Source organism: Nitrosomonas sp. Nm33, from assembly GCF_900107265.1.
Classification (GTDB): Bacteria; Pseudomonadota; Gammaproteobacteria; order Burkholderiales; family Nitrosomonadaceae; genus Nitrosomonas.
Genome location: NZ_FNPJ01000062.1, coordinates 1 through 19,276 on the forward strand (window position 1 = coordinate 1; position 19,276 = coordinate 19,276).

Here is a 19,276-nt window from a genome sequence, read left to right on the forward strand (position 1 = left end):
AAACACGACTACAAGCAAAACAGGAGATTACCGAATATATCGAGATCTTTTATAACCGGCAGCGCAAACAGGAAAAATCAGGTTACCTATCGCCAACAGAATTTACACAGCGATACTATGCAAATCAACTCGCAGCTTAATCATATGGACTCCATATTTGACAACACATATCAGTTTTTAGGTTTAAGTATGACTTCCTGATAGAATCGCTTTGTTATCTTTCTTTGATCATTCCATCTTCTAACTCCACTACCCGATCGGCAATATCCAGAATACGATAATCATGCGTCACCAGCAGAATTGTGGTCTGCGACTCCTTGGCTAATCGCTCAAGAATCGTGACAGCCTCATGACCACTTTGCTTATCCAGAGAGGCCGTTGGTTCATCGGCCAGAACGATTTTAGGTTGCCCCACCAGAGCCCTTGCAATGGAAACACGCTGACACTGCCCCGCTGAAAGTTGATCTGGCTTGTAATTGAGCCGTTCACCCAACCCCACAGCTTTCAGCATTTCCGCTGCGCGATCGAGCCTCTGCTGCTCAGTCATCCTGTTTTGCATCTCTAAGGTCATGCTGACATTTTGCAACGCAGTAAGCGATTTAAGCAAATTATGCTGCTGAAAAATATAGCCGATCTGTTGGCGAACTTTAACTTTAACCTGCTCGCTACTGTTAATTAATTGCTGATCGAGCACCATCACACTGCCGTGAAAAGCCTGGCGCAGCCCACCGATAATGGTTAAGAATGTCGTTTTACCTGAACCGGAAGGACCTGTCATCAACACGATCTCGCCTTTATGAATTGAAATCGTGACATTTTTCAGAACAGGCTGCGTGAGAGCGCCGCTGCCGAAACTGAAATTCAGGTTTTTGACATCGATGACGAGAGACATCAGAACATATCGGCTGGATTGGCAGCTTTCAACTTATGTATTGCCAGAAATCCTGCTGTCATGCACATGGAAAGAATAAACAGAAACACAGTCATGGCCTTGCTGAAAGTCATCGGCATTGGCATGAATATTTGTGATTCGGCCAGGTGATATAGGCCGAGAGAAAAAAGATAGCCAGGAATAAAACCCAAAATTGCCAGAAAGAAGGCAGACGCAAATACCACGCGAATAAAATAACTATGTTCATAGCCCATGGCTTTTAGCGTTGCGAACTCATGACGATGATTGGTAATATCGGTAAACAAAATCTGATATACGATTACCAGGCCCACCACCAGTCCCATCACCGTGCCAAAGCCAAAAATGAATCCAATGGGCGCTATATTTGCCCAGTAATCTTTTTCATATTGCAGTAACTCATCGTAAGTAAAAATATTGACGAACTCATTAAGCTGACTGCTAAGCTCGGCTTGTACCTGTTTTATCGATGCGTCAGGATGAAGCCTGATGACACCCAAATCGATAGCGTCGAGATTTCTGTCCGGAAAGATACGCATAAAATTCAGATCACTCGTGATTATATTGCCATCAGCAGCAAATGATACGCCCAACCGAAAAAGTCCGATGACGGTGATTTTATAATCCTTAATTTCTGTCACATTCCGGCCTGCTTCCAACAATTGGCGAACCGGTCCGAATTCGGGGCGGGAATATTCGTCAAACAGCACCGTATCCTTGAGCCGCAATGCAGTTCGCATATTTATAATATCTTCGATATCAAAGATTACGGAATCCGGATCAAAGCCGTAAACCATCAACGTTCTTTTGGTCCTGGTTTCGATGTTCTTGAAAGGAGCTAGCCCTAGATAAAGTGGATAAACCTCGGCAACTGCCGGGTTCCCCAACGTACGCATAAGCTCACTGCGAGGGAAGTGGACTGGACGCCACATCGCTTCACTTTGCTTATGTATCAGAAACAAATCGCCATTCAACTTTACCGGTGCAGAAGCAGCACTGGCATAAAGCGCGTCCCTGAATCCCTGTTGCATAAACACCAGCACACAGGCGAATAACACCCCACACGTAGCTGCAACCAATTTGGTACGATCAAAGATCAATTGCCGCCAGGCTAAACGGGCAGGGAAATAAATCCAGGCAACGAGATTCATCGTGCAATTCGAACCCAAACCTGCCGGAAAATCTGATGCTGTAACTCAGCAATTGCTTCGGGTTCGAGTGTCAGGCGCACTTCAATGATGCGATTATCCCGGTCTGCCAGTGGATCCGTGTCATTTAAATCGTTCTTTCTGACGAGAAAACCCAATTCTCTGACCTGGGCGTGATAACTCCGCTTGAAACCAGAAGCATTGATGCAGCCTTTTTGTCCTACTTGGACACGAAGCAGATCTGTTTCATAGACTTCTGCAACGACATCGAGCTGGGTTAAATCCGCCATTTCCAACAACCCATTATCTCCGATTCGTTCAGTAGGCCAGGTATGAATCTTTAAAATAATGCCGGAAATGGGGGCATAAATAAGCGTATTTTCAAGTTCTGCTTCAGAGACTTTTTGTTCAGCTTGAGCATTGGCTATTTCGGCCGTCAAGCGTTTAAGATTAGCTTCGGATTGCTCAAATGCCAAACGTTTGGCATCAGCAAGAGAGATGCTGGCAGCAGATTCTTGCTCAAGCGATTGATAACGCAGATGTTCCTTCTTATTGAAAGTCAACGCGACCTGCTCGACGATCCGTTGTGCTTCCAGCGACTTGACGCGTGCACTGGCTGCTTCCACTTCAGCCTTTTTCTTACTATGATCCGAAAGCACCGCTAGCTTGTCACCCGACTTAACCCGATCTGCTTCCTGAAAAAAAAGCTGCTCTACTCTGGCACCTTCCGGACCGGCATTATGGGAAACCTTGATCACGCGGGAGCGGGGCTCGATGCGGCCTAAAGCACCAATTCCTGGATTGTTATTACCAAGCAAACATTGCGTCTCCGTCTCGGCCAATACGCTGGAGCTCGCGAGAATAAAAGCCACAATGATAAAAAAACAATTACTTACTTTCTGGGACATGAATCATTATGCGATATTGGGTTAAAGAGGCTAAAGAGGATACAGATAGGAAACTCAGAGAGTTTAGATGGGTTATCTGACTACCTCCTACTCTTAAATGATACCCGACACCATAGACGACGCTGCTATCTCACCCAGATGGTTTTGATGTTCACGAATTCACGAATGCCATGACAGGATAACTCCCGTCCAAACCCCGACTCTTTTATACCGCCAATCGGTAAACGCGGATCACTTTTAACGATGCCATTGACGAAAACGCTGCCAGCCTGGATTTGGCGAGCGATAAACTCACCTCGTGCCACATCACGTGTCCATACGCTTCCACCCAGGCCAAATGGCGATTCATTAGCCAAGCGAATGGCTTCTTCAGTATTTTTAACCCGTACCATTACCGCTACCGGGCCAAACAATTCTTCATCAAAAGCAGGCATGCCAGGACATACCTGATCCAGGATAGTTGGTGCGTAATAAACGCCTTGGGTACCGACAAATTCTCCGCCAGTCACGAGGGTAGCGCCCATGGCAAGGCTACGCTCAACTTGCGCATGCAGAACATCCCGTAAATCGGTACGCGCCATCGGCGCAAGAGTAGTCGTTTCTATCTTGGGATCACCGCTGCGTAATTCATTTATCAATATTTTAAAGCGTTGTACGAATGAATCCGCAATGGCATCCACGAGAATAAAGCGTTTGGCGGCAATACAACTTTGCCCCATATTCTGGAAACGAGCAGTAACCGCTTGTGCTACCGTAAATTCAAGATCGGCATCATCGAGTACGATAAAGGGATCCGACCCACCTAGTTCCAGTACACATTTTTTCAAATGCTGACCTGCAATGGCAGCAACTTTGCGTCCGGCAGCATTGCTACCGGTCAAGGTTACAGCAGCAATGCGTTTATCGGTAATAACTGTTTCAACCTGACTTGCCGTGATCATCAATGTGCGAAAAGTATTGGCAGGAAATCCTGCTTCGCGAAATGCCTCTTCCAGCGCAAGCGCACAACGCGGCACATTGGAAGCATGTTTCAGTACCACGGTATTGCCCGCCATCATCGCAGGGGCAGCAGCACGTATTAATTGCCAGAAAGGAAAATTCCACGGCATGATGCACAATAAAGTACCCAAGGGCTGGTAAACGACAAGGCTGCGGCTGGCATCAGACGCAATGATTTCATCAGCCAGATAAGTTCCAGCATGCTCTGCGAAATGGTCACAACCCAGTGCGCATTTGTCGATCTCGGCTCTGGCTTCTTTCAGTAATTTTCCCATTTCTTCACTGATCAGATTAGCGTAGTCATCGCGATGCTGACGAAAAACCTGTGCCAGCTTACGCATATAAACAGATCGCTGCTCAATGCTAAGCAAGGCCCAGCCTTCCTGCGCTGATTCCACCTCACTCAAAACGGTGTCAATGGTATCGACCTGCCAAACGGGAAAGGATTGTATCGTTTGCCCTGTAACGGGATTGATTGAAAGCATGGACATTGTGTTAGCACCCCTTAAAAATGAATTTCATTTATCATTATCAGATAATACTTCTGCGCTGAGCATAATAATTTCAATTAAACCTAGATTCCTCAATTGGACATGAGGAATCTAGGTTTAATTGATGATCCCCTGACGTAATTTCTGATACACAAAAACAATCTTGTTAGACCCCTTGCCAGCTCTGTTGGATAGCACGATCGTATGGGTCGATCGCTCTTTTACCCCACCTTCCTGCTCATTCTATTTTTCTTCAACTAATCCTCAAGCAGAGGGTGAGCTTGAGAGTTTCCTGCTACCAAAGAATAAATTATCCTAGAATCAGTTTTTAGGATTATGTATGCAATTGCATTATTGCTTGGCTATTTGTTATCCCTTAGCATCCTTTTGTAACAAAAGCGAATTAAGCTGGATTTTTTCCGCACCAGCTATCTGCCTGAATAGCACTTTGCTAATGAGTTTCAATTTTCAAAGGAAAAAATACTAAACGACTCAATCATAACAACTAGCCTTAAAGTTGAAGGAGGGACCAAATGCAAGACTCGGAATCCGCTGCCGTTATTGGTCTATTTGCCCTACTCGTACTGGTCGCACTACTCTGTTTGTTGAGTCTATCACGCTGGCTTGGTGGCTATCGGCCGCAGTGGGATAAGGAACAACCTTTTGAGTGCGGTGTCCCTCCTACCGGCGATGCACGTCCTCAGATTCCAGTGCGTTTCTATGTGATCGCCGTATCCTTCCTGATATTCGATATTGAAGCAATGTTTCTGTTTGTCTGGGCAGCAGCCTATTGGAAATTGGGCTTGCCAGGTGTAATTGGTGCCATTGTTTTTATATTGATTCTGTTGCTTGGCTTGGCCTATGAATGGTGCAAAGGAGGGTTGTCATGGAGTCCAGACAAAACAACCAGGGACCTCTAACAGCCGTTTTCGGCAAACTTGAAGATGCGGTGTCTTGGGGGCGCAAGTATTCACTCTGGCCATTCAATTTTGGCCTCTCCTGCTGCTTCGTCGAGATGATGGCGACGTTCACGCCGCGCTATGATATCGCTCGCTTTGGTGCTGAAATCATGCGTGGCTCACCGCGTCAGGCGGATCTGTTGATTATCTCGGGAACCGTATTCATTAAAATGGCGCCGATGATTCTGCGTCTCTACCACCAGATGCTCGAACCCAAGTGGGTTATTTCCATGGGGTCCTGCGCCAATTCAGGTGGTATGTACGATATCTACAGCGTTGTGCAAGGGATAGACCAGATTCTGCCAGTAGATGTCTACGTGCCCGGCTGCCCGCCGCGGCCTGAGGCGCTGTTGCAGGGACTAGTATTATTGCAAGAGTCAGTAGGCAAAGAGCGTCGACCACTCGGTCACAGAGTGGAGGGATAGCAGATGGCAGATAAAGACAGGCAGCGAGCGCTCACCACCCAATTGCAGACACAGTTCAACGCTATTCCTAGCGAACTGCCCCACGACAGAATCAACGCCCTGTCGATCCCGGCCGAACGTCTCACCGAAACGCTAGCCTTCCTTAAACACAAGGCAGAGCCCCGTTTTGAGATGCTCTTCGATCTGTCTGCCATCGACGAGACGGAGCGGGATGGCGGATTAACCGTGTTTTATCAGCTACTATCCCTCTCCGGCAATGCCGATCTGCGCCTCAAGGTGAGTTTGTCTGCAGAAGCGCCGGTATTACCCAGCGTCTGCACCGTATGGTCAGCTGCCAATTGGTATGAGCGCGAGCTTTATGACATGTTCGGCATCCACATAGACGGTCATCCCGATCTGAGGCGTATCCTGATGCCCGAATACTGGGAAGGTCATCCTTTGCGCAAAGCACATCCTAATCGTGCCACCGAGATGCCACCCTACCAACTGCCTGAAGCTCGCTATCGCAGTATCATGGAAAGTTACCGTGCCGAGGATTATCACGAACCGGGGATGAGTAATGAAGAAATGATCCTCAACATCGGCCCCACACACCCCGGGACCCACGGTCTATTGCGTTTGGTAGTACGGTTGCTGGGCGAGGAGATACGCGATGTGAAGCCAGATATCGGTTTCCATCATCGCGGCGCGGAGAAAATGGCCGAACGTCAAACTTACCATAGCTACATCCCTTACACCGACCGCATCGATTATCTGGCTGGCGTTCAAAACGAACTACCCTATGTGCTTGCAGTGGAGCAGCTCGCCGGGATTACCGTGCCGCCACGTGCTCAGGTGATCCGGGTGATGCTCTGCGAACTTTGCCGTGTTGCCAGTCATCTGGTGTGGGTGGCCAGCTATGCGCATGACACAGGGGCGTTAGCGCCACCTTTCTATGCCTTCCGTGAGCGTGAATACCTGTACGATGTGATGGAACTCATCACGGGTGGGCGCATGCATCCAAGCTTTTTTCGCATCGGCGGCGTGGCCTTGGATCTGCCTGAGGGATGGCACGAGGCGGTGCAAGGTTTCTTGAAGCGCATGCCAGCTGCTATCGATGAATACCAGGCATTGCTCCCGAACAACCCCATATTGCGTGGCCGCACCCGTGGTATCGGGGTATTGTCCATAGCAGAAGCTATCGACTGGGGAGTGAGCGGACCCAATCTACGGGCTTGCGGCCTGGAATGGGATCTGCGCAAAAGACGTCCTTACAGCGGCTACGAGCACTACGACTTCGAGATTCCTACCGCTACCGAGGGCGATGCCCTGGCCCGCACCGAGGTGCGCCTGGAAGAAATGCGCCAGAGTCTCCGCATCGTCGAGCAGGCCATGCAGAACATGCCGGCCGGGCCGGTCCTCTCCGCAGAGGCGCGCTATGCCTTTCCACGTAAGGAGGCAACGCTGCAAGACATCGAAACCCTAATCCACCATTTCATCGCAGTGAGCCGGGGTATGCGTTTCCCAGCCGGGGAAAGCCTCTTTGTAACCGAGGCGCCTAAGGGAATGAACGGCTACTTTGTCGTCAGCGACGGTTCAGAAAATCCCTACCGCCTGCGTATCCGCACCCCATCTTTTCCCCATATCCAGGCTCTGGCGTTACTTGCCCGCGGCCACCTCTTGGCGGATCTGATTCCCATCCTCGGCTCCCTCGACTACGTCTTGGCGGATATAGACAGATAGGAGGAAATATGAACGACAAGCTCAACCGGCAAGTACTGCAAAAGCATCTGGCCCAACTCCCCGCCACTCATCCAGAACGTCGTGCGGCGATCCTGCCTATGATGCAGGCCTTACAGATCGAACGCGGTTACCTCGATGATGCGGCAGTTGAAGAAGTCGCCCATTTCACCGGTTTATCAACTACCGAGGTTGAGGAATTAGCTACTTTCTATAGCCTGATCTATCGTCGTCCGGTTGGCCGGCATGTCCTTCGGGTCTGCGACAGTGTCTGTTGTAGTCTACGCGGGGCGGATCAGTTGCTGGTAGTCGCCGAAAAATACAGTGGCGTACCATTGGGAAAGGTCACTCCGGATGGAGCCTTTAGCGTTTTGCCCAGCATTTGTCTGGGGCTGTGCGACCAAGCGCCCGCAGCGCTTGTTGACGGTGAGGCAGTGGGACCATTGGACGAAGCTGCTCTGCAAGCGCTGCTGCAACGCCTGCAAGTGGAGGGCTAGCGCATGGAAGCCGTGCTGACCCGCCACCTCGATCCCAACGCTCCCTTGGGTTTGCAGGCTTACCGAGCCGCCGGTGGTTACCGTAGCCTGGATGCCGCCTTTGATCGCAAACCCGAGGAAATCATTGAGATAGTGGAAGCTGCCAATCTGCGCGGCCGTGGTGGGGCAGGTTTTCCCTGCGGTCTGAAGTGGCGCCTGCGGGGTGCAGACGCGCCGCATCCCCGTTATCTGATTTGTAACCTGGACGAATCTGAGCCTGGCACTTTCAAGGATCGTTATCTGCTCTATGGCGGTCCTCACCAGATCATCGAAGCAGCCATCGTCTCCGCCTATGCGCTGCAGGCTGAACAGGTTGTGATTTTTGTCCGCGGCGAGTATGCCAAGGGTGGCAATGGCTTGAAGTGCGCCATCGAAGAGGCTGAGAGGGCAGGACTGGTGGGATCCAATATCAGGGGCAGCGGTTTCAGTCTACAGATCAAAGTGCACCTCAGTTCCGGACGCTACATCTGCGGTGAAGAAACAGCCATGACTAATGCCATTGAGGGGCGGCGCCCCAATCCGCGTCCCAAAATACCACGGCAAAGCGTCAAGGGCCTATGGGACCAACCCACCACCAGCAATAACGTCGAGACCCTGGTCAATGTGCCGCATATCCTGCTAAATGGCGCCAACTGGTTTCGTGATGTGGGGGTCAATGGCGGTTGCGGACCCAAATTATTCTGTGTCAGTGGCATGGTGCAACGCCCCGGCCTGTTCGAACTCCCCTGCGGTACCCCGGCACGAGAATTGATTTTCGAACATGCTGGCGGCCTTGCCGAGGGACACGCTCTGCTCGGCTTCATACCCGGCGGAGCCTCGACAGCCTTCCTGCTGCCCAAACACCTCGATGTGCCGATGGATTTCGATCCCGTCGCCAAAGCAGGCTCACGGCTCGGCACCGGCAGCATCATCGTCCTCGATGACACCACCTGTCCGGTGCAGGCCACGCTGAACCTGACGCGCTTCTTCGCTCGTGAATCCTGTGGCTTCTGTACTCCCTGCCGTGATGGTATGCCCTATCTGGCGCAAATCCTGACAGCTATCGCTGCCGGAGAAGGTCAGGCAGAAGACTTAGCCTTGCTGGAGGAACTGTGCGGTATCATCACCTCACACTCCTTCTGCGCCTTCGCGCCCGGGGGAGTGGAACCGCTCGTCAGCAGCCTGCAATGCTTTCGCGAGCACTATGAAAGCCATATCGCCACAGGTCGCTGCCCGTTTGATGCAGCCAATAAGAGCGGAGCTTAATCATGGGGACGATCCGCATCGACGGCCGTGAAATCCCTTTTAAGGAGGGCGACAACGTCCTCAAGGCCGCGTTAGCGGTCGGTATAGAGATTCCCTATTTCTGTTACCACGATACCCTTGGCAGTCTTGGCGCTTGTAGACTGTGCGCCGTGGAGATTACGCCAAAGGATCCTGCCAAAGCTCCCCAGGTGGTGATGGCCTGCCTTGAGCCCGCCAGAGACGGACTCGAGGTTTCCGTCTCAGCGTTAGCCGCACGACAAGTTCGCCAGGGGGTAATCGAATTTTTGATGATCAATCACCCTCATGACTGCCCGGTCTGTGATGAGGGTGGAGAGTGTCACCTGCAGGATATGACTGTTGCCTGCGGCCCTCCCTATCGCCGCTATCGCGGCCGTAAGCGCACTTTCACCAATCAGGATCTCGGTCCGTTGGTTCATCATGAGATGAACCGCTGCATCACCTGCTATCGCTGCACCCGCTTTTACCAGGAGTATGCCCTCGGTGATGATCTTGGGGCAATGCGCCTGCGCAATGAGGTCTATTTCGGGCGCTTTCAGGATGGTCCGTTAGCAAGTCCCTTCGCCGGCAACCTGGTCGAGGTCTGTCCTACCGGCGTTTTCACCGATGCCGTGTTTCGACAGCATTTTGCACGGGTCTGGGATCTGAAGACAGCCCCTTCTGTCTGTCCTCACTGCAGCGTCGGCTGCAACACCCTGCCCGGAGCACGGGACGGCACCTTGCGTCGGATACGCAATCGCTTTCATGCCGAACTCAACCGCTGGTTCATCTGTGACCGCGGCCGTTATGGTCATCAATACAGCGAACACCCTGCTCGGCCGCTGACCCCCCGCGTAGAGGACGTAAAAGTAAGCTATCGTCAGGCGCTCACCGCCGCTGCGGAACAGATCAAAGCTGCCAGGGATAAAATAGGCGGTCTCGGCTCAGTACGGGAAGACTTGGAAGGCAATGCCATGTTACGAGCCTTGCTGTATGACCTGAGTGGAATCTTCGCTACCTTCAGCGATCCCCAGCTCGAGGTAGCAACGACTACCGCCGTCGCCCAGCTCCAAAACACCACTAGGGTGTTGTCCCTGGCCGAAATGGAGCAGGTTGATGCAGCACTGATCGTCGGCGACCTCACCGCGCATGCACCGATGATCGATCTGGCCTTACGCCAGGCTTACCGGAACGGTGCTAAGCTGGCCGTGCTGCATAGTGGACCCACCCCATTGGTTCGCTTCGCAGCCACGACACTGACAGTTCCACCACACGAGATAGGTGCACATCTTTTGCGTTTGAATGAATGGGTAGCCGCCCCCTCTGCTGCTCACAATAAGCAGGAGAAAGAGCTAACGGATATTGCAACATACCTGACAGCGGCCCATCAACCGTTATTGATAGGCGTAATCGAGACCATGGTCGCGCCAGAGATTGCCGTCCTGGCACAACTGTCCACTGCGTTGGGATCCCGTGCTAGACTTGCCTATGCTTTGCCAGGAGCCAACGCTTACGGAGCGGCGTTGCTTACCCCAGCAAGTAGTACTTCTGCGATGTTAGAGGCGATCGAGTCGGGCCAAATCCAAACTCTGATCGTGGCAGGCAATGATCCCCTCGGCGATGCCCGCTTGGGTGCTCGCTGGCGGACAGCATGCCAACGCCTCAATACCCTTATCGTGCTCGATTGTGTCGCTACCGCCACTGCTGAGGCAGCAGATATCTTGCTGCCAGTAGCGGCGTGGGCGGAGCGTAGCGGTACCTTTGTCAATTACGAAGGCCGCGCTCAAGGCTTCGCCTCTGTCTTCCAACGTTCAGAACCTTTGCCCAGTACAGCAGAAGTCATCGCAGACTTGGCGCAGTGCCTTGGGCTCGCCCCGCCGGATGCCGCGGTAGTGCTGAGTGATGCTTTCCCTGGCTACCAGGCGCCTGTCCCTGGCACACTGGGGTCACCTCTGGCTGCGCTTCCCCTGCCCGTGCAGATCGATACAACCATCCTCCCGGCTAAGGGACCCCATCCCGGACGCTGGCAGGCCGCACTGACAAGCTGGTATGGTGATGAACCGCTTGCCGGCTTCGCTCCGGCTTTACTGAAACTAGCTCCGGCAGCCGCGGCGCTTATCAATCCAGCAATAGCTTTGAGTGAAGGGATCGCGGAGGGAGAACGGGTCAGACTGCGGGGTCCGGTCGAAACCATGGTGCTACCTGTGCAGCTTGATAACAACGTGGCTGCCGGCACGATTGCCCTCGCCCGAGGGGTGCTTGCTCAATTAGGGGTCGGCCATGGTGATCCACTCGAACTGGAGAAGATATCATGAACGTCGCCCAATGGCTGCTCACCCTCGCAAGCCTGGGATTGGTGCTACTGGGGCTGGTGCTTGTCGCAGCCTTTATGATCTATGGTGAGCGCCGTATTCTTGCGCTACTGCAGGATCGCCTCGGCCCCAACCGCGCCGGTCCCTTCGGTCTGCTGCAACCTGTTGCCGATATCCTGAAACTGATAAGCAAGGAAAACTTCGTACCCCCTTTTGCCGATCGCATGGTCTATACCATCGCTCCTGTCATCGTCCCGCTGACCGTGTTGCTCAGTTTTGCCGTGGTGCCGGTAAGCGAGGATTGGTGGCTGGCCGATCTCAACATCGCTCTGCTCTATGTGTTGGCTCTCTCCTCGTTGCGGGTTTACGGCCTCATACTCGGCGGCTGGTCCTCTAACAGTAAATACCCGTTGCTCGGCGGCCTCCGCTCCGCTGCACAGATGATCAGTTACGAATTACCGATGGGACTCGCGCTGGTGGGAGTGGTGATGTTGAGCGGTTCCTTCAGCCTGAAAGAGATCGTCGCTGCCCAGACGCTGCCCTTTATCGTGCTACAACCGTTGGGATTTATCATTTTTCTGGTGTGCGGCATCGCCGAAACCAACCGCCTGCCCTTTGATCTTCCTGAGGCGGAAAACGAGCTCGCTGCAGGTTACAACACTGAATACGGCGGTATCCAATTCGCCTTCTTCTATCTCGGTGAATACTTAGGGATACTCCTCATCGCGGCACTGGTAACGCTGTTGTTTCTGGGTGGCTGGCATGGACCCTGGCTGCCTGGTGTAGTCTGGTTTGCTCTAAAGACGCTGGCACTGATATTCCTATTCTTTTGGTTGCGGACTAGCCTGCCACGGCTGCGCTATGACCAGCTGATGGATTTCGGCTGGAAAGTAATGCTGCCGGCCGCCTTGCTCAACCTGCTGATGACCGCTGGACTGGGGTTGTTCTGGATGGAAAATTAAACTTTGGAAGATTAACACTTGGGATAGCTAAACAAATGAATAAACAGACTCCAACTCTACTGATCAGGCTGTGGCGTTCGCTGTGGACGACCCTGCGCCATGCCTGGGCAAAGCGTGAGACAGTGTCTTACCCGGAAGTCAAGCGCCCCCTGCCCGGGCGCTGGCGTGGCCGCATCGTGCTTACCCGCGATCCTGATGGCGAGGAACGGTGTGTGGCCTGTTATTTATGCTCAGCGGTATGCCCGGTGGACTGCATCCACTTGCAAGCTACGCAGCGAGCCGACGGCCGGCGTTATCCGGAAACATTTCGCATCGATTTCAGCCGTTGCATCTTTTGTGGCTTTTGTGAAGAGGCCTGCCCAACGCTGGCAATACAGCTTACGCCAGATTTCGAGATGTGCGAGCGGAGCCATAATGAACTAGTGTACGAGAAAGAGCAGCTGCTGATCGACGGTCAGGGCAAGCACGTCGGCTACAATTTCTACCGCCATGCTGGCATCGCAATCTTCGGCAAGGCTATTGGCGAGGGAGTCTGCGACACACCGCCGGTGGATCATGATACCAATCTGCCCTAGCAGACGGAGAACAGTTCGTCTTATGAGAGGATGCATCGATTTACCCTGCACAAAGATAAAGGAAAGCAACAATGATGAACAGAACAACCCGTTCAACAGGGTCAGCCCATGTATGAGTTCATTTTTTATCTTTCTTCCGCCATTGCAGTGGTTGCTGCAGGCGCGATCTTGGTAGTGCGTCATCCGGTTCATGCTGCCCTTTACCTGATCGTGTCATTGCTGGCTTTAGCATTGCTGTTCTTCCTGCTCGGTGCACCACTGCTGGCAGCACTCCAGGTCATGCTATACGCTGGTGCAATCATGGTATTGTTCCTGTTCATGATGATGGTGATGAATTTACGCACCGAACGAAATCTGCCACTGTTACTCCCTGGCAATTGGGGAGGAATATCATTACTGGCTCTACTTCTGTGGTTGGTACTCTTGCTGTTACTGAGCAGATCGTCATTAGATGAAGCAGGCAGCATCACGGTGATCGAACCTAAGGAAGTGGGAAGCGCTCTGTTTGGTCCATACCTGGTGGTGGTCGAAGCTGCTGCGATTTTGTTGCTGGCAGCATTGGTGGCAGCCCTCTATCTCAGTCGAAAGGGAAAACGATGATCCCGCTCAGTCACAGCCTGATTATCGCCGCCCTATTATTTGTGCTAGGTCTCGCCGTAGTGTTATTACGGCGAGAGCTGTTGTTCATATTGATAGGACTGGAAGTGATGCTCAATGGCGTTGCCTTAACGGCAATAGCAGCAGGCCAATACTGGGGCAATGCCGATGGCCAGGTACTGGTTATCATGCTATTGACGGTAACTGCTGCAGAAGTAGTGGTGGCACTGATCCTGGTATGGCTAGCTTTTGATCACTACAAGGCAGTCCGCGTGGAAACGCTCACCCACCTCAGGGATGATACTGACAGGAGTACATCGTGAGCCAGTGGCTATGGCTGATTCCCGGCACCCCCTTGCTTGGATCGCTCATCATCCTTTTCCTGGGGAGTCTGCTGCGACGAAAACACCTTGCCATGGTAGCTTGTTGTGCCTCAGCTGCTGCTTTTTTGGTGGTGGTGCTCGCATGGCTGACCGAAGCCACCAGCCAGCCGTTACAGCAAACCCTCTACACTTGGGTAGCAGTGGGCGAGTGGCGACCGATGTTCGGTTTCACACTTGATCGCCTTGCTTTGGTAATGGTGAGCATAGTCAGCAGTGTGGGTTTATTGGTCCATCTTTACTCGGTACCCTTTATGGCTGAAGAGGCCGATCAGCGTCGTTATTATTTTTTTCTCAACCTGTTTTTAGCTGGCATGCTGTTACTGGTGCTAGCCGATAATCTGCTGCTTCTCTATCTTGGATGGGAGCTGGTTGGACTGTGCTCCTATGCCCTGATTGGTTTCTGGTACCGAGACCCGCCATGTAGCAATGCCGGGCGCAAGGCCTTTATTGTCACACGCATTGGCGATACAGCGCTGGCACTCGGCATCTTTCTCCTATTCAGCCAATTTCACGAATTATCGCTATCCGCGCTACTCACGAATGCCACCACCCAGTGGGAAAAAGGCTCAACATTGGCCACTCTGGCGACGCTGTTAATCCTGGGCGGAGCTGTAGGTAAGTCAGCACAATTACCGTTACAAGTCTGGCTACCTGATGCCATGCTCGGTCCCAGTCCTGTTTCTGCATTGATCCACGCCGCCACCATGGTCACGGCAGGAGTTTATTTGATCGCGCGCACTCACCCCTTATTTGAGTTGGCACCCCATACGCAATGGCTCGTGGCAGCCATTGGTGCGCTGACTATCGTCTATGGAGCCAGCGCTGCAGTGGCGCAAAGCGATTTCAAAAAGGTGTTAGCTTACTCGACCATCAGTCAGATAGGCTACATGTTTCTGGCTCTTGGCTGCGGAGCCTATGCCATAGCGCTCTTTCATCTTACCACTCATGCTTTCTTCAAGGCTTTGCTGTTCCTATCTGCAGGAGCAGTGATCCGTGCCAGTGGAGATGAACACGATATAAACAGTCTAGGCAAAATAGGTAACCATCCATCCATAGCTCGCTGGACTTTCCTGATTGGCGCTGCCTCACTGGCTGGTGTGCCTTTCATCACCGCTGGCTTTTATAGCAAAGATGCCATTCTTGTCACTGCATGGTCGGCACCGACTGGCCCGCTATTGTGGATCTTCGCTGCTTTTGGCGCCCTGCTGACTGCGATCTATATCTTTCGCGTCTATTTTCTTGTCTTCCATGGTTCAGGCCCCAGAACCTCGACTATATCCCTTCCCTATTTCATGTCATTACCGTTACTCATTTTGGCGTTGCTCAGCATCGTTAGTGGCTTCATTGAGCTACCGGAAGGCTGGCCCGGCCCTCATCTCTGGAGTCTATGGCTGGCAGATGAACTTGCCGTAGCAACCTTCCCTCCGCTAACCATTACTTATACTCTCCAATTCATTACTGCGTTGTTGCCACTAGCAGGTTTTAGTTTGGCCTTGTGGTTGATCCAGCGCGAGCAAGCGTATCAATCACTTCCTTTGGCAAATTTTTTGCGCAGCGGTTGGGGTTTTGACGCTTTCTACTATGCCATGCTGGTACGTCCCTACCTTGCTCTGGCAAGGATACTGCAAGCTGGTGAAAGTAAGGAAGGCATCACATATATCGTGGTACGTCCTTACCGCGCTCTTGCCAGGGGAGTGTCAGATGCTGTGGAAACTCTTCTGATTGAGGGAGCACTAACCAGAATAACGCGTGGATTCTTGGCCTTTGCCACCTTCTGCCGCAAAGGTGTGGAATATAAGATGTTAGAAGCCGGCATCACTAGCTTGGTGGCGGCGCTGCGCTTCAGCTATACGATACTGAGCACTACCCAAAATGGTTTTCTGAGCCGCTATGCCCTAGTGATAAGCACAGGGGCCGTGTTCTTCCTGGGATATTGGTTATGGTGAGGAGAGTGCTATGGACTGGTTGAGCGTGCTGATATTTCTACCCCTGTTTGGCGGACTCTGGATCAGCTTGACAGGGCGCAACAAAACAGCTTTTGCACGTTGGGCTGCACTAGCGGTTACCAGTACAGAGCTGTTAATCTCACTTTGCCTGTGGTGGGGTGCAGTCCCCAATGAAGAGGGTTATTTTTATATCATACGCGCTCCCTGGGTACCTACCATGGGGATTCAATTTTTATTGGGTATGGATGGTATCAGTCTGTTGCTGGTACTTCTGACCGCACTTCTGAGCCCTGTGGTAGTCCTCGTCTCGTGGAATGCAGTACAACGCAATTGGCCCGCTTTTGCCGCCCTCCTCCTCGCTACCGAAGCAGGAATCATGGGGGTCTTCCTGTCGCTGGACCTGGTGTTGTTCTATGTGTTCTGGGAACTGATGTTAGTGCCGATGTATTTTCTGATTGGGTTGTGGGGGCACGAACGGAGGCTCTATGCCGCCTACAAGTTTTTCCTTTTCACGATTACCGGTTCACTGTTGATGCTAATAGCAATCCTCGGATTGTACTTCACTCATGGCAAGCAGACGGGTATTTACACGTTCGATTACTTCGAGTTGTTAAAGATCAATCTGCCAGGCAACAGCGAGATGTGGCTGATGCTCGGTTTTTTTGTGGCTTTCGCTGTCAAGGTTCCGCTGTTTCCGATACACAGTTGGCTGCCTGACGCTCACACCGAAGCACCCACAGCAGGCAGCATTTTCCTCGCGGGTCTATTACTGAAGACCGGTGCTTACGGCTTGTTGCGTTTCTGCCTGCCGCTGTTTCCTGATGCCTCTGCAGACTTTGCGCCCGTTGGTATGATTCTGGGGATAATCGGTATCTTCTACGGTGCCTTGTTGGCCTTGGTACAGGAGGATATGAAGCGACTCATTGCCTATTCTTCTATCAGCCACCTGGGTTTTGTGGTGTTTGGCATCTATGCCTGGAATGAGGAAAGTTTGAACGGCGCTGTGCTCTTGATGCTAGCCCACGGAGTAACAACAGGAGCGATGTTTGCCATGGTCGGCATGCTGGAAGAACGTTCCGGCACCCGTTTACTAGCGCAACTGGGGGGACTATTATCACCACTACCCCGTCTGGCTTCCCTGTTGTTGCTCTTTACACTCTCTGCGATGAGTATGCCAGGGCTGGCCAACTTCGTCGGTGAATTCCTGGTCCTTGCCGGCGTATTCCAGGTCTCAGCTGGACTTGCCGTAGCAGGTGCCCTGGGCATTATTACTGGAGTCGTTTACCTGCTGTGGATGTACCAGCGCGCCATGCTGGGAGAGATAACCATTAAACGAGCATGGACCGACCTCAACCGTCGCGAAACTGTGTCGCTGGGACTGTTGGCATTTGCGGTACTGTGGCTGGGTCTGTATCCTGCCCCCTTCCTTGACAGCCTGCAAATCCCCGTGACCGCAATCATCGAATCGAAAAGCTCTGTGCCTACCGGATCGATTGATGCCCTCCGCTGACCTGATCAACCTCATCCCTTACCTGTTGCTAACAACGGGCGGCCTCGCCATATTAACACTGGGTATCTGGCCGAAGCGTGTTTCGAGCCGATTATTATCGACTGCTACGCTGGCTTTCCTACTGCTAGGTGCTGCCACTACCTCACTATGGCAAATACCTGGTGCAGTAGGTAGTATGCTGGTAATCGACGACATAAGCCGCCTGTTTACTCTATTTTTCATATTCGGTGCCGCAGCCATCGTCATGCTATCCTTCGGCCACGCCCCCATCCGCAATGAACTCCAAGAGGAATACTTGAGCCTGATCCTCTTTGCCACATTAGGAATGGCATTGCTTGTAAGCTCAAACAATCTTGTCAGCGCCTTTGTCGGCCTAGAAATCCTGGCTGTACCGCTCTATGCCCTTATCGCCTGGCAACCAACAAGATATGGCGCGATCGAAGGCGGAATAAAATATGCTGTGCTCGCTGGCTTTGCAACTGCATTTTTTCTTTATGGCATTGCCCTGGCCTATGCCAGCAGCGGCACATTGGATCTGACTGAGCTGAATACAGTTGCTAGCGGTGAATCCTTACTGCCAGTCGCCATTACCCTGATCCTAGTCGGGATAGGATTCAAGGTGGCCTTGGTACCGTTTCATATGTGGGCCCCTGATATCTACCAGGCCGCCCCTTCACCGATAACAGCTCTATTCGCGAGTTTCAGCAAAGCTGCGACAATGGTATTTCTGATCCGGCTATTGTGCTTGCAATTACCTTCTCTATGGGAGGTGCTGCTTCCGTTATTGTGGGGACTTGCGTTAATCAGTATGGTAGTAGGTAACCTATTGGCGCTGAATCAGCAGAATTTGAAAAGGCTACTGGCCTATTCCTCTGTCGCCCATCTCGGTTATATCCTGGTAGCGCTGTCAGCGGGTACTGCTCAAGGCCGCGATGCCGCTATCTATTATGCTGTTACCTTAGCAATTATGAACGTGGGTGCATTTGCTGTGATCGTTGCGTTGACACGCCGTGATCAAGATCGCGAAAACCTGACAGATTATCGCGGACTGGGGCGTCGATATCCGATGCTGGGACTTGCTATGGGAATCTACCTGCTAGCCCTCGCTGGCCTTCCGCCGACAGCTGGCTTTATGGCCAAGCTACTCGCCTTTGGCGCAGCTATTGAGGTCGGTAATGTCATGTTAGCGATCGTGGCAGTAATCAACACGGCACTCTCTTTTTTTTATTACTTACGGGTAATGATGGTATTTTATAGTGAGCAAGAGACAACCTTAGACACCATCCCGCCGACACAGGGCACATTGATTGTCATAATCATTACCATTCTCTTGATTATCGGACTTGGCATTTTCCCGGAATGGCTATTAGGGATTCTTAAATTGCCTTGAAGTACGGGATGATTTTTCAAGAAAATTATCGCCGAAATATCTATGTATAATCGTAATTATTACAAGGAAATAGACGTAGCGGCAGAACTTCTATGAAATCGATTTCGATTGTAATTTGTCATTATCCGATAATCCTATTTTCCTCAGTTGACCCTATAAAAACAGCTGAAAACGTAGTACTGTAAAGGTTTTACGGTTGGATGAAGGAGTCACCTAATGGGTGAAAAGGATTTTGAGGAAAAAGGAGTAGTCAAGGCGGTAGGT

18 protein-coding genes are annotated in these 19,276 nt (G+C 51.9%); 14 read left to right on the forward strand and 4 right to left on the reverse strand.

The annotated features are described in order from the left end of the window. A partial coding sequence (locus tag BLV54_RS11560) for an IS3 family transposase (RefSeq protein WP_143032498.1) occupies positions 1–140 on the forward strand: 140 nt, incomplete at its 5' end. A 74-nt stretch (positions 141–214) separates the two neighbouring features. On the opposite strand, the gene BLV54_RS11565 is transcribed toward BLV54_RS11560, so the two are convergent. From BLV54_RS11565 to BLV54_RS11580, 4 genes are all read right to left on the reverse strand, one after another. Then, positions 215–892 (reverse strand): ATP-binding cassette domain-containing protein, encoded by a 678-nt coding sequence (locus BLV54_RS11565; protein ID WP_090571819.1) that lies wholly within the window; start codon positions 890–892, stop codon positions 215–217. Then, on the reverse strand, positions 892–2,061 hold the full coding sequence (gene devC / locus BLV54_RS11570) for an ABC transporter permease DevC (RefSeq protein ID WP_090571820.1): 1,170 nt from the start codon (positions 2,059–2,061) through the stop codon (positions 892–894). The genes BLV54_RS11565 and devC overlap by 1 nt, the downstream gene beginning before the upstream one ends. Continuing rightward, positions 2,058–2,966 (reverse strand): HlyD family efflux transporter periplasmic adaptor subunit, encoded by a 909-nt coding sequence (locus BLV54_RS11575; RefSeq protein ID WP_090571821.1) that lies wholly within the window; start codon positions 2,964–2,966, stop codon positions 2,058–2,060. Before BLV54_RS11575 ends, devC begins: the two co-directional genes overlap by 4 nt. A gap of 125 nt (positions 2,967–3,091) precedes the next feature. Then, on the reverse strand, positions 3,092–4,456 hold the full coding sequence (locus BLV54_RS11580) for an NAD-dependent succinate-semialdehyde dehydrogenase (protein WP_090571822.1): 1,365 nt from the start codon (positions 4,454–4,456) through the stop codon (positions 3,092–3,094). Positions 4,457–4,989: 533 nt separating this feature from the next. On the opposite strand from BLV54_RS11580, the gene BLV54_RS11585 reads away from it, so the two are divergent. The 13 genes from BLV54_RS11585 to BLV54_RS11645 all read left to right on the forward strand — a co-directional run bounded on the left by BLV54_RS11585 (position 4,990) and on the right by BLV54_RS11645 (position 19,012). Next, on the forward strand, positions 4,990–5,376 hold the full coding sequence (locus BLV54_RS11585) for an NADH-quinone oxidoreductase subunit A (protein ID WP_090571823.1): 387 nt from the start codon (positions 4,990–4,992) through the stop codon (positions 5,374–5,376). After that, positions 5,322–5,840, forward strand: coding sequence for an NADH-quinone oxidoreductase subunit B (locus BLV54_RS11590; protein ID WP_090571824.1), 519 nt, complete (start codon positions 5,322–5,324; stop codon positions 5,838–5,840). The genes BLV54_RS11585 and BLV54_RS11590 overlap by 55 nt, the downstream gene beginning before the upstream one ends. Before the next feature lie 3 nt (positions 5,841–5,843). Beyond that, entirely contained in the window at positions 5,844–7,562 is a 1,719-nt protein-coding gene (gene nuoD, locus BLV54_RS11595; RefSeq protein WP_090571825.1) for an NADH dehydrogenase (quinone) subunit D, read from the forward strand. Positions 7,563–7,570: 8 nt separating this feature from the next. Next, a complete protein-coding gene (nuoE, locus tag BLV54_RS11600; protein WP_090571826.1) occupies positions 7,571–8,056 on the forward strand; it encodes an NADH-quinone oxidoreductase subunit NuoE in 486 nt (161 codons plus the stop codon). 3 nt (positions 8,057–8,059) lie between these two features. Next, positions 8,060–9,340, forward strand: coding sequence for a complex I 51 kDa subunit family protein (locus BLV54_RS11605; protein ID WP_090571827.1), 1,281 nt, complete (start codon positions 8,060–8,062; stop codon positions 9,338–9,340). Positions 9,341–9,342: 2 nt separating this feature from the next. After that, positions 9,343–11,652 carry an NADH-quinone oxidoreductase subunit NuoG gene (nuoG, locus tag BLV54_RS11610; RefSeq protein WP_090571828.1) on the forward strand — a complete coding sequence of 770 codons (2,310 nt, stop codon included), beginning with the start codon at positions 9,343–9,345 and terminating at the stop codon, positions 11,650–11,652. Then, the gene (gene nuoH / locus BLV54_RS11615; protein ID WP_090571829.1) at positions 11,649–12,611 is read left to right on the forward strand and encodes an NADH-quinone oxidoreductase subunit NuoH; all 963 of its coding nucleotides are present in this window, start codon (positions 11,649–11,651) and stop codon (positions 12,609–12,611) included. Before nuoG ends, nuoH begins: the two co-directional genes overlap by 4 nt. 35 nt (positions 12,612–12,646) lie before the next feature. Continuing rightward, positions 12,647–13,186, forward strand: a complete 540-nt coding sequence (nuoI, locus tag BLV54_RS11620) for an NADH-quinone oxidoreductase subunit NuoI (protein ID WP_218132389.1) — start codon at positions 12,647–12,649, stop codon at positions 13,184–13,186. A 108-nt stretch (positions 13,187–13,294) separates the two neighbouring features. Then, on the forward strand, positions 13,295–13,786 hold the full coding sequence (locus BLV54_RS11625; protein ID WP_090571830.1) for an NADH-quinone oxidoreductase subunit J family protein: 492 nt from the start codon (positions 13,295–13,297) through the stop codon (positions 13,784–13,786). Continuing rightward, positions 13,783–14,106, forward strand: a complete 324-nt coding sequence (gene nuoK, locus BLV54_RS11630) for an NADH-quinone oxidoreductase subunit NuoK (RefSeq protein WP_090571831.1) — start codon at positions 13,783–13,785, stop codon at positions 14,104–14,106. Before BLV54_RS11625 ends, nuoK begins: the two co-directional genes overlap by 4 nt. Beyond that, on the forward strand, positions 14,103–16,112 hold the full coding sequence (gene nuoL, locus BLV54_RS11635) for an NADH-quinone oxidoreductase subunit L (protein WP_176969755.1): 2,010 nt from the start codon (positions 14,103–14,105) through the stop codon (positions 16,110–16,112). The genes nuoK and nuoL overlap by 4 nt, the downstream gene beginning before the upstream one ends. 10 nt (positions 16,113–16,122) lie before the next feature. After that, a complete protein-coding gene (locus BLV54_RS11640) occupies positions 16,123–17,622 on the forward strand; it encodes a complex I subunit 4 family protein (protein WP_090571833.1) in 1,500 nt (499 codons plus the stop codon). Then, entirely contained in the window at positions 17,609–19,012 is a 1,404-nt protein-coding gene (locus BLV54_RS11645; protein WP_090571834.1) for an NADH-quinone oxidoreductase subunit N, read from the forward strand. Before BLV54_RS11640 ends, BLV54_RS11645 begins: the two co-directional genes overlap by 14 nt. Positions 19,013–19,276 lie beyond the last annotated feature (264 nt).

Coding starts and splice junctions, on each gene's coding strand:
- BLV54_RS11585 (WP_090571823.1), top strand. CDS start 4,990: ATGCAAGACTCGGAATCCGCTGCCGTTATTGGTCTATTTGCCCTACTC.
- nuoH (WP_090571829.1), top strand. CDS start 11,649: ATGAACGTCGCCCAATGGCTGCTCACCCTCGCAAGCCTGGGATTGGTG.
- nuoG (WP_090571828.1), top strand. CDS start 9,343: ATGGGGACGATCCGCATCGACGGCCGTGAAATCCCTTTTAAGGAGGGC.
- BLV54_RS11640 (WP_090571833.1), top strand. CDS start 16,123: ATGGACTGGTTGAGCGTGCTGATATTTCTACCCCTGTTTGGCGGACTC.
- nuoD (WP_090571825.1), top strand. CDS start 5,844: ATGGCAGATAAAGACAGGCAGCGAGCGCTCACCACCCAATTGCAGACA.
- BLV54_RS11645 (WP_090571834.1), top strand. CDS start 17,609: ATGCCCTCCGCTGACCTGATCAACCTCATCCCTTACCTGTTGCTAACA.
- nuoK (WP_090571831.1), top strand. CDS start 13,783: ATGATCCCGCTCAGTCACAGCCTGATTATCGCCGCCCTATTATTTGTG.
- BLV54_RS11575 (WP_090571821.1), bottom strand. CDS start 2,966: ATGTCCCAGAAAGTAAGTAATTGTTTTTTTATCATTGTGGCTTTTATT.
- BLV54_RS11605 (WP_090571827.1), top strand. CDS start 8,060: ATGGAAGCCGTGCTGACCCGCCACCTCGATCCCAACGCTCCCTTGGGT.
- BLV54_RS11565 (WP_090571819.1), bottom strand. CDS start 892: ATGTCTCTCGTCATCGATGTCAAAAACCTGAATTTCAGTTTCGGCAGC.
- BLV54_RS11590 (WP_090571824.1), top strand. CDS start 5,322: ATGGTGCAAAGGAGGGTTGTCATGGAGTCCAGACAAAACAACCAGGGA.
- BLV54_RS11580 (WP_090571822.1), bottom strand. CDS start 4,456: ATGTCCATGCTTTCAATCAATCCCGTTACAGGGCAAACGATACAATCC.
- devC (WP_090571820.1), bottom strand. CDS start 2,061: ATGAATCTCGTTGCCTGGATTTATTTCCCTGCCCGTTTAGCCTGGCGG.
- nuoE (WP_090571826.1), top strand. CDS start 7,571: ATGAACGACAAGCTCAACCGGCAAGTACTGCAAAAGCATCTGGCCCAA.
- BLV54_RS11625 (WP_090571830.1), top strand. CDS start 13,295: ATGTATGAGTTCATTTTTTATCTTTCTTCCGCCATTGCAGTGGTTGCT.
- nuoI (WP_218132389.1), top strand. CDS start 12,647: ATGAATAAACAGACTCCAACTCTACTGATCAGGCTGTGGCGTTCGCTG.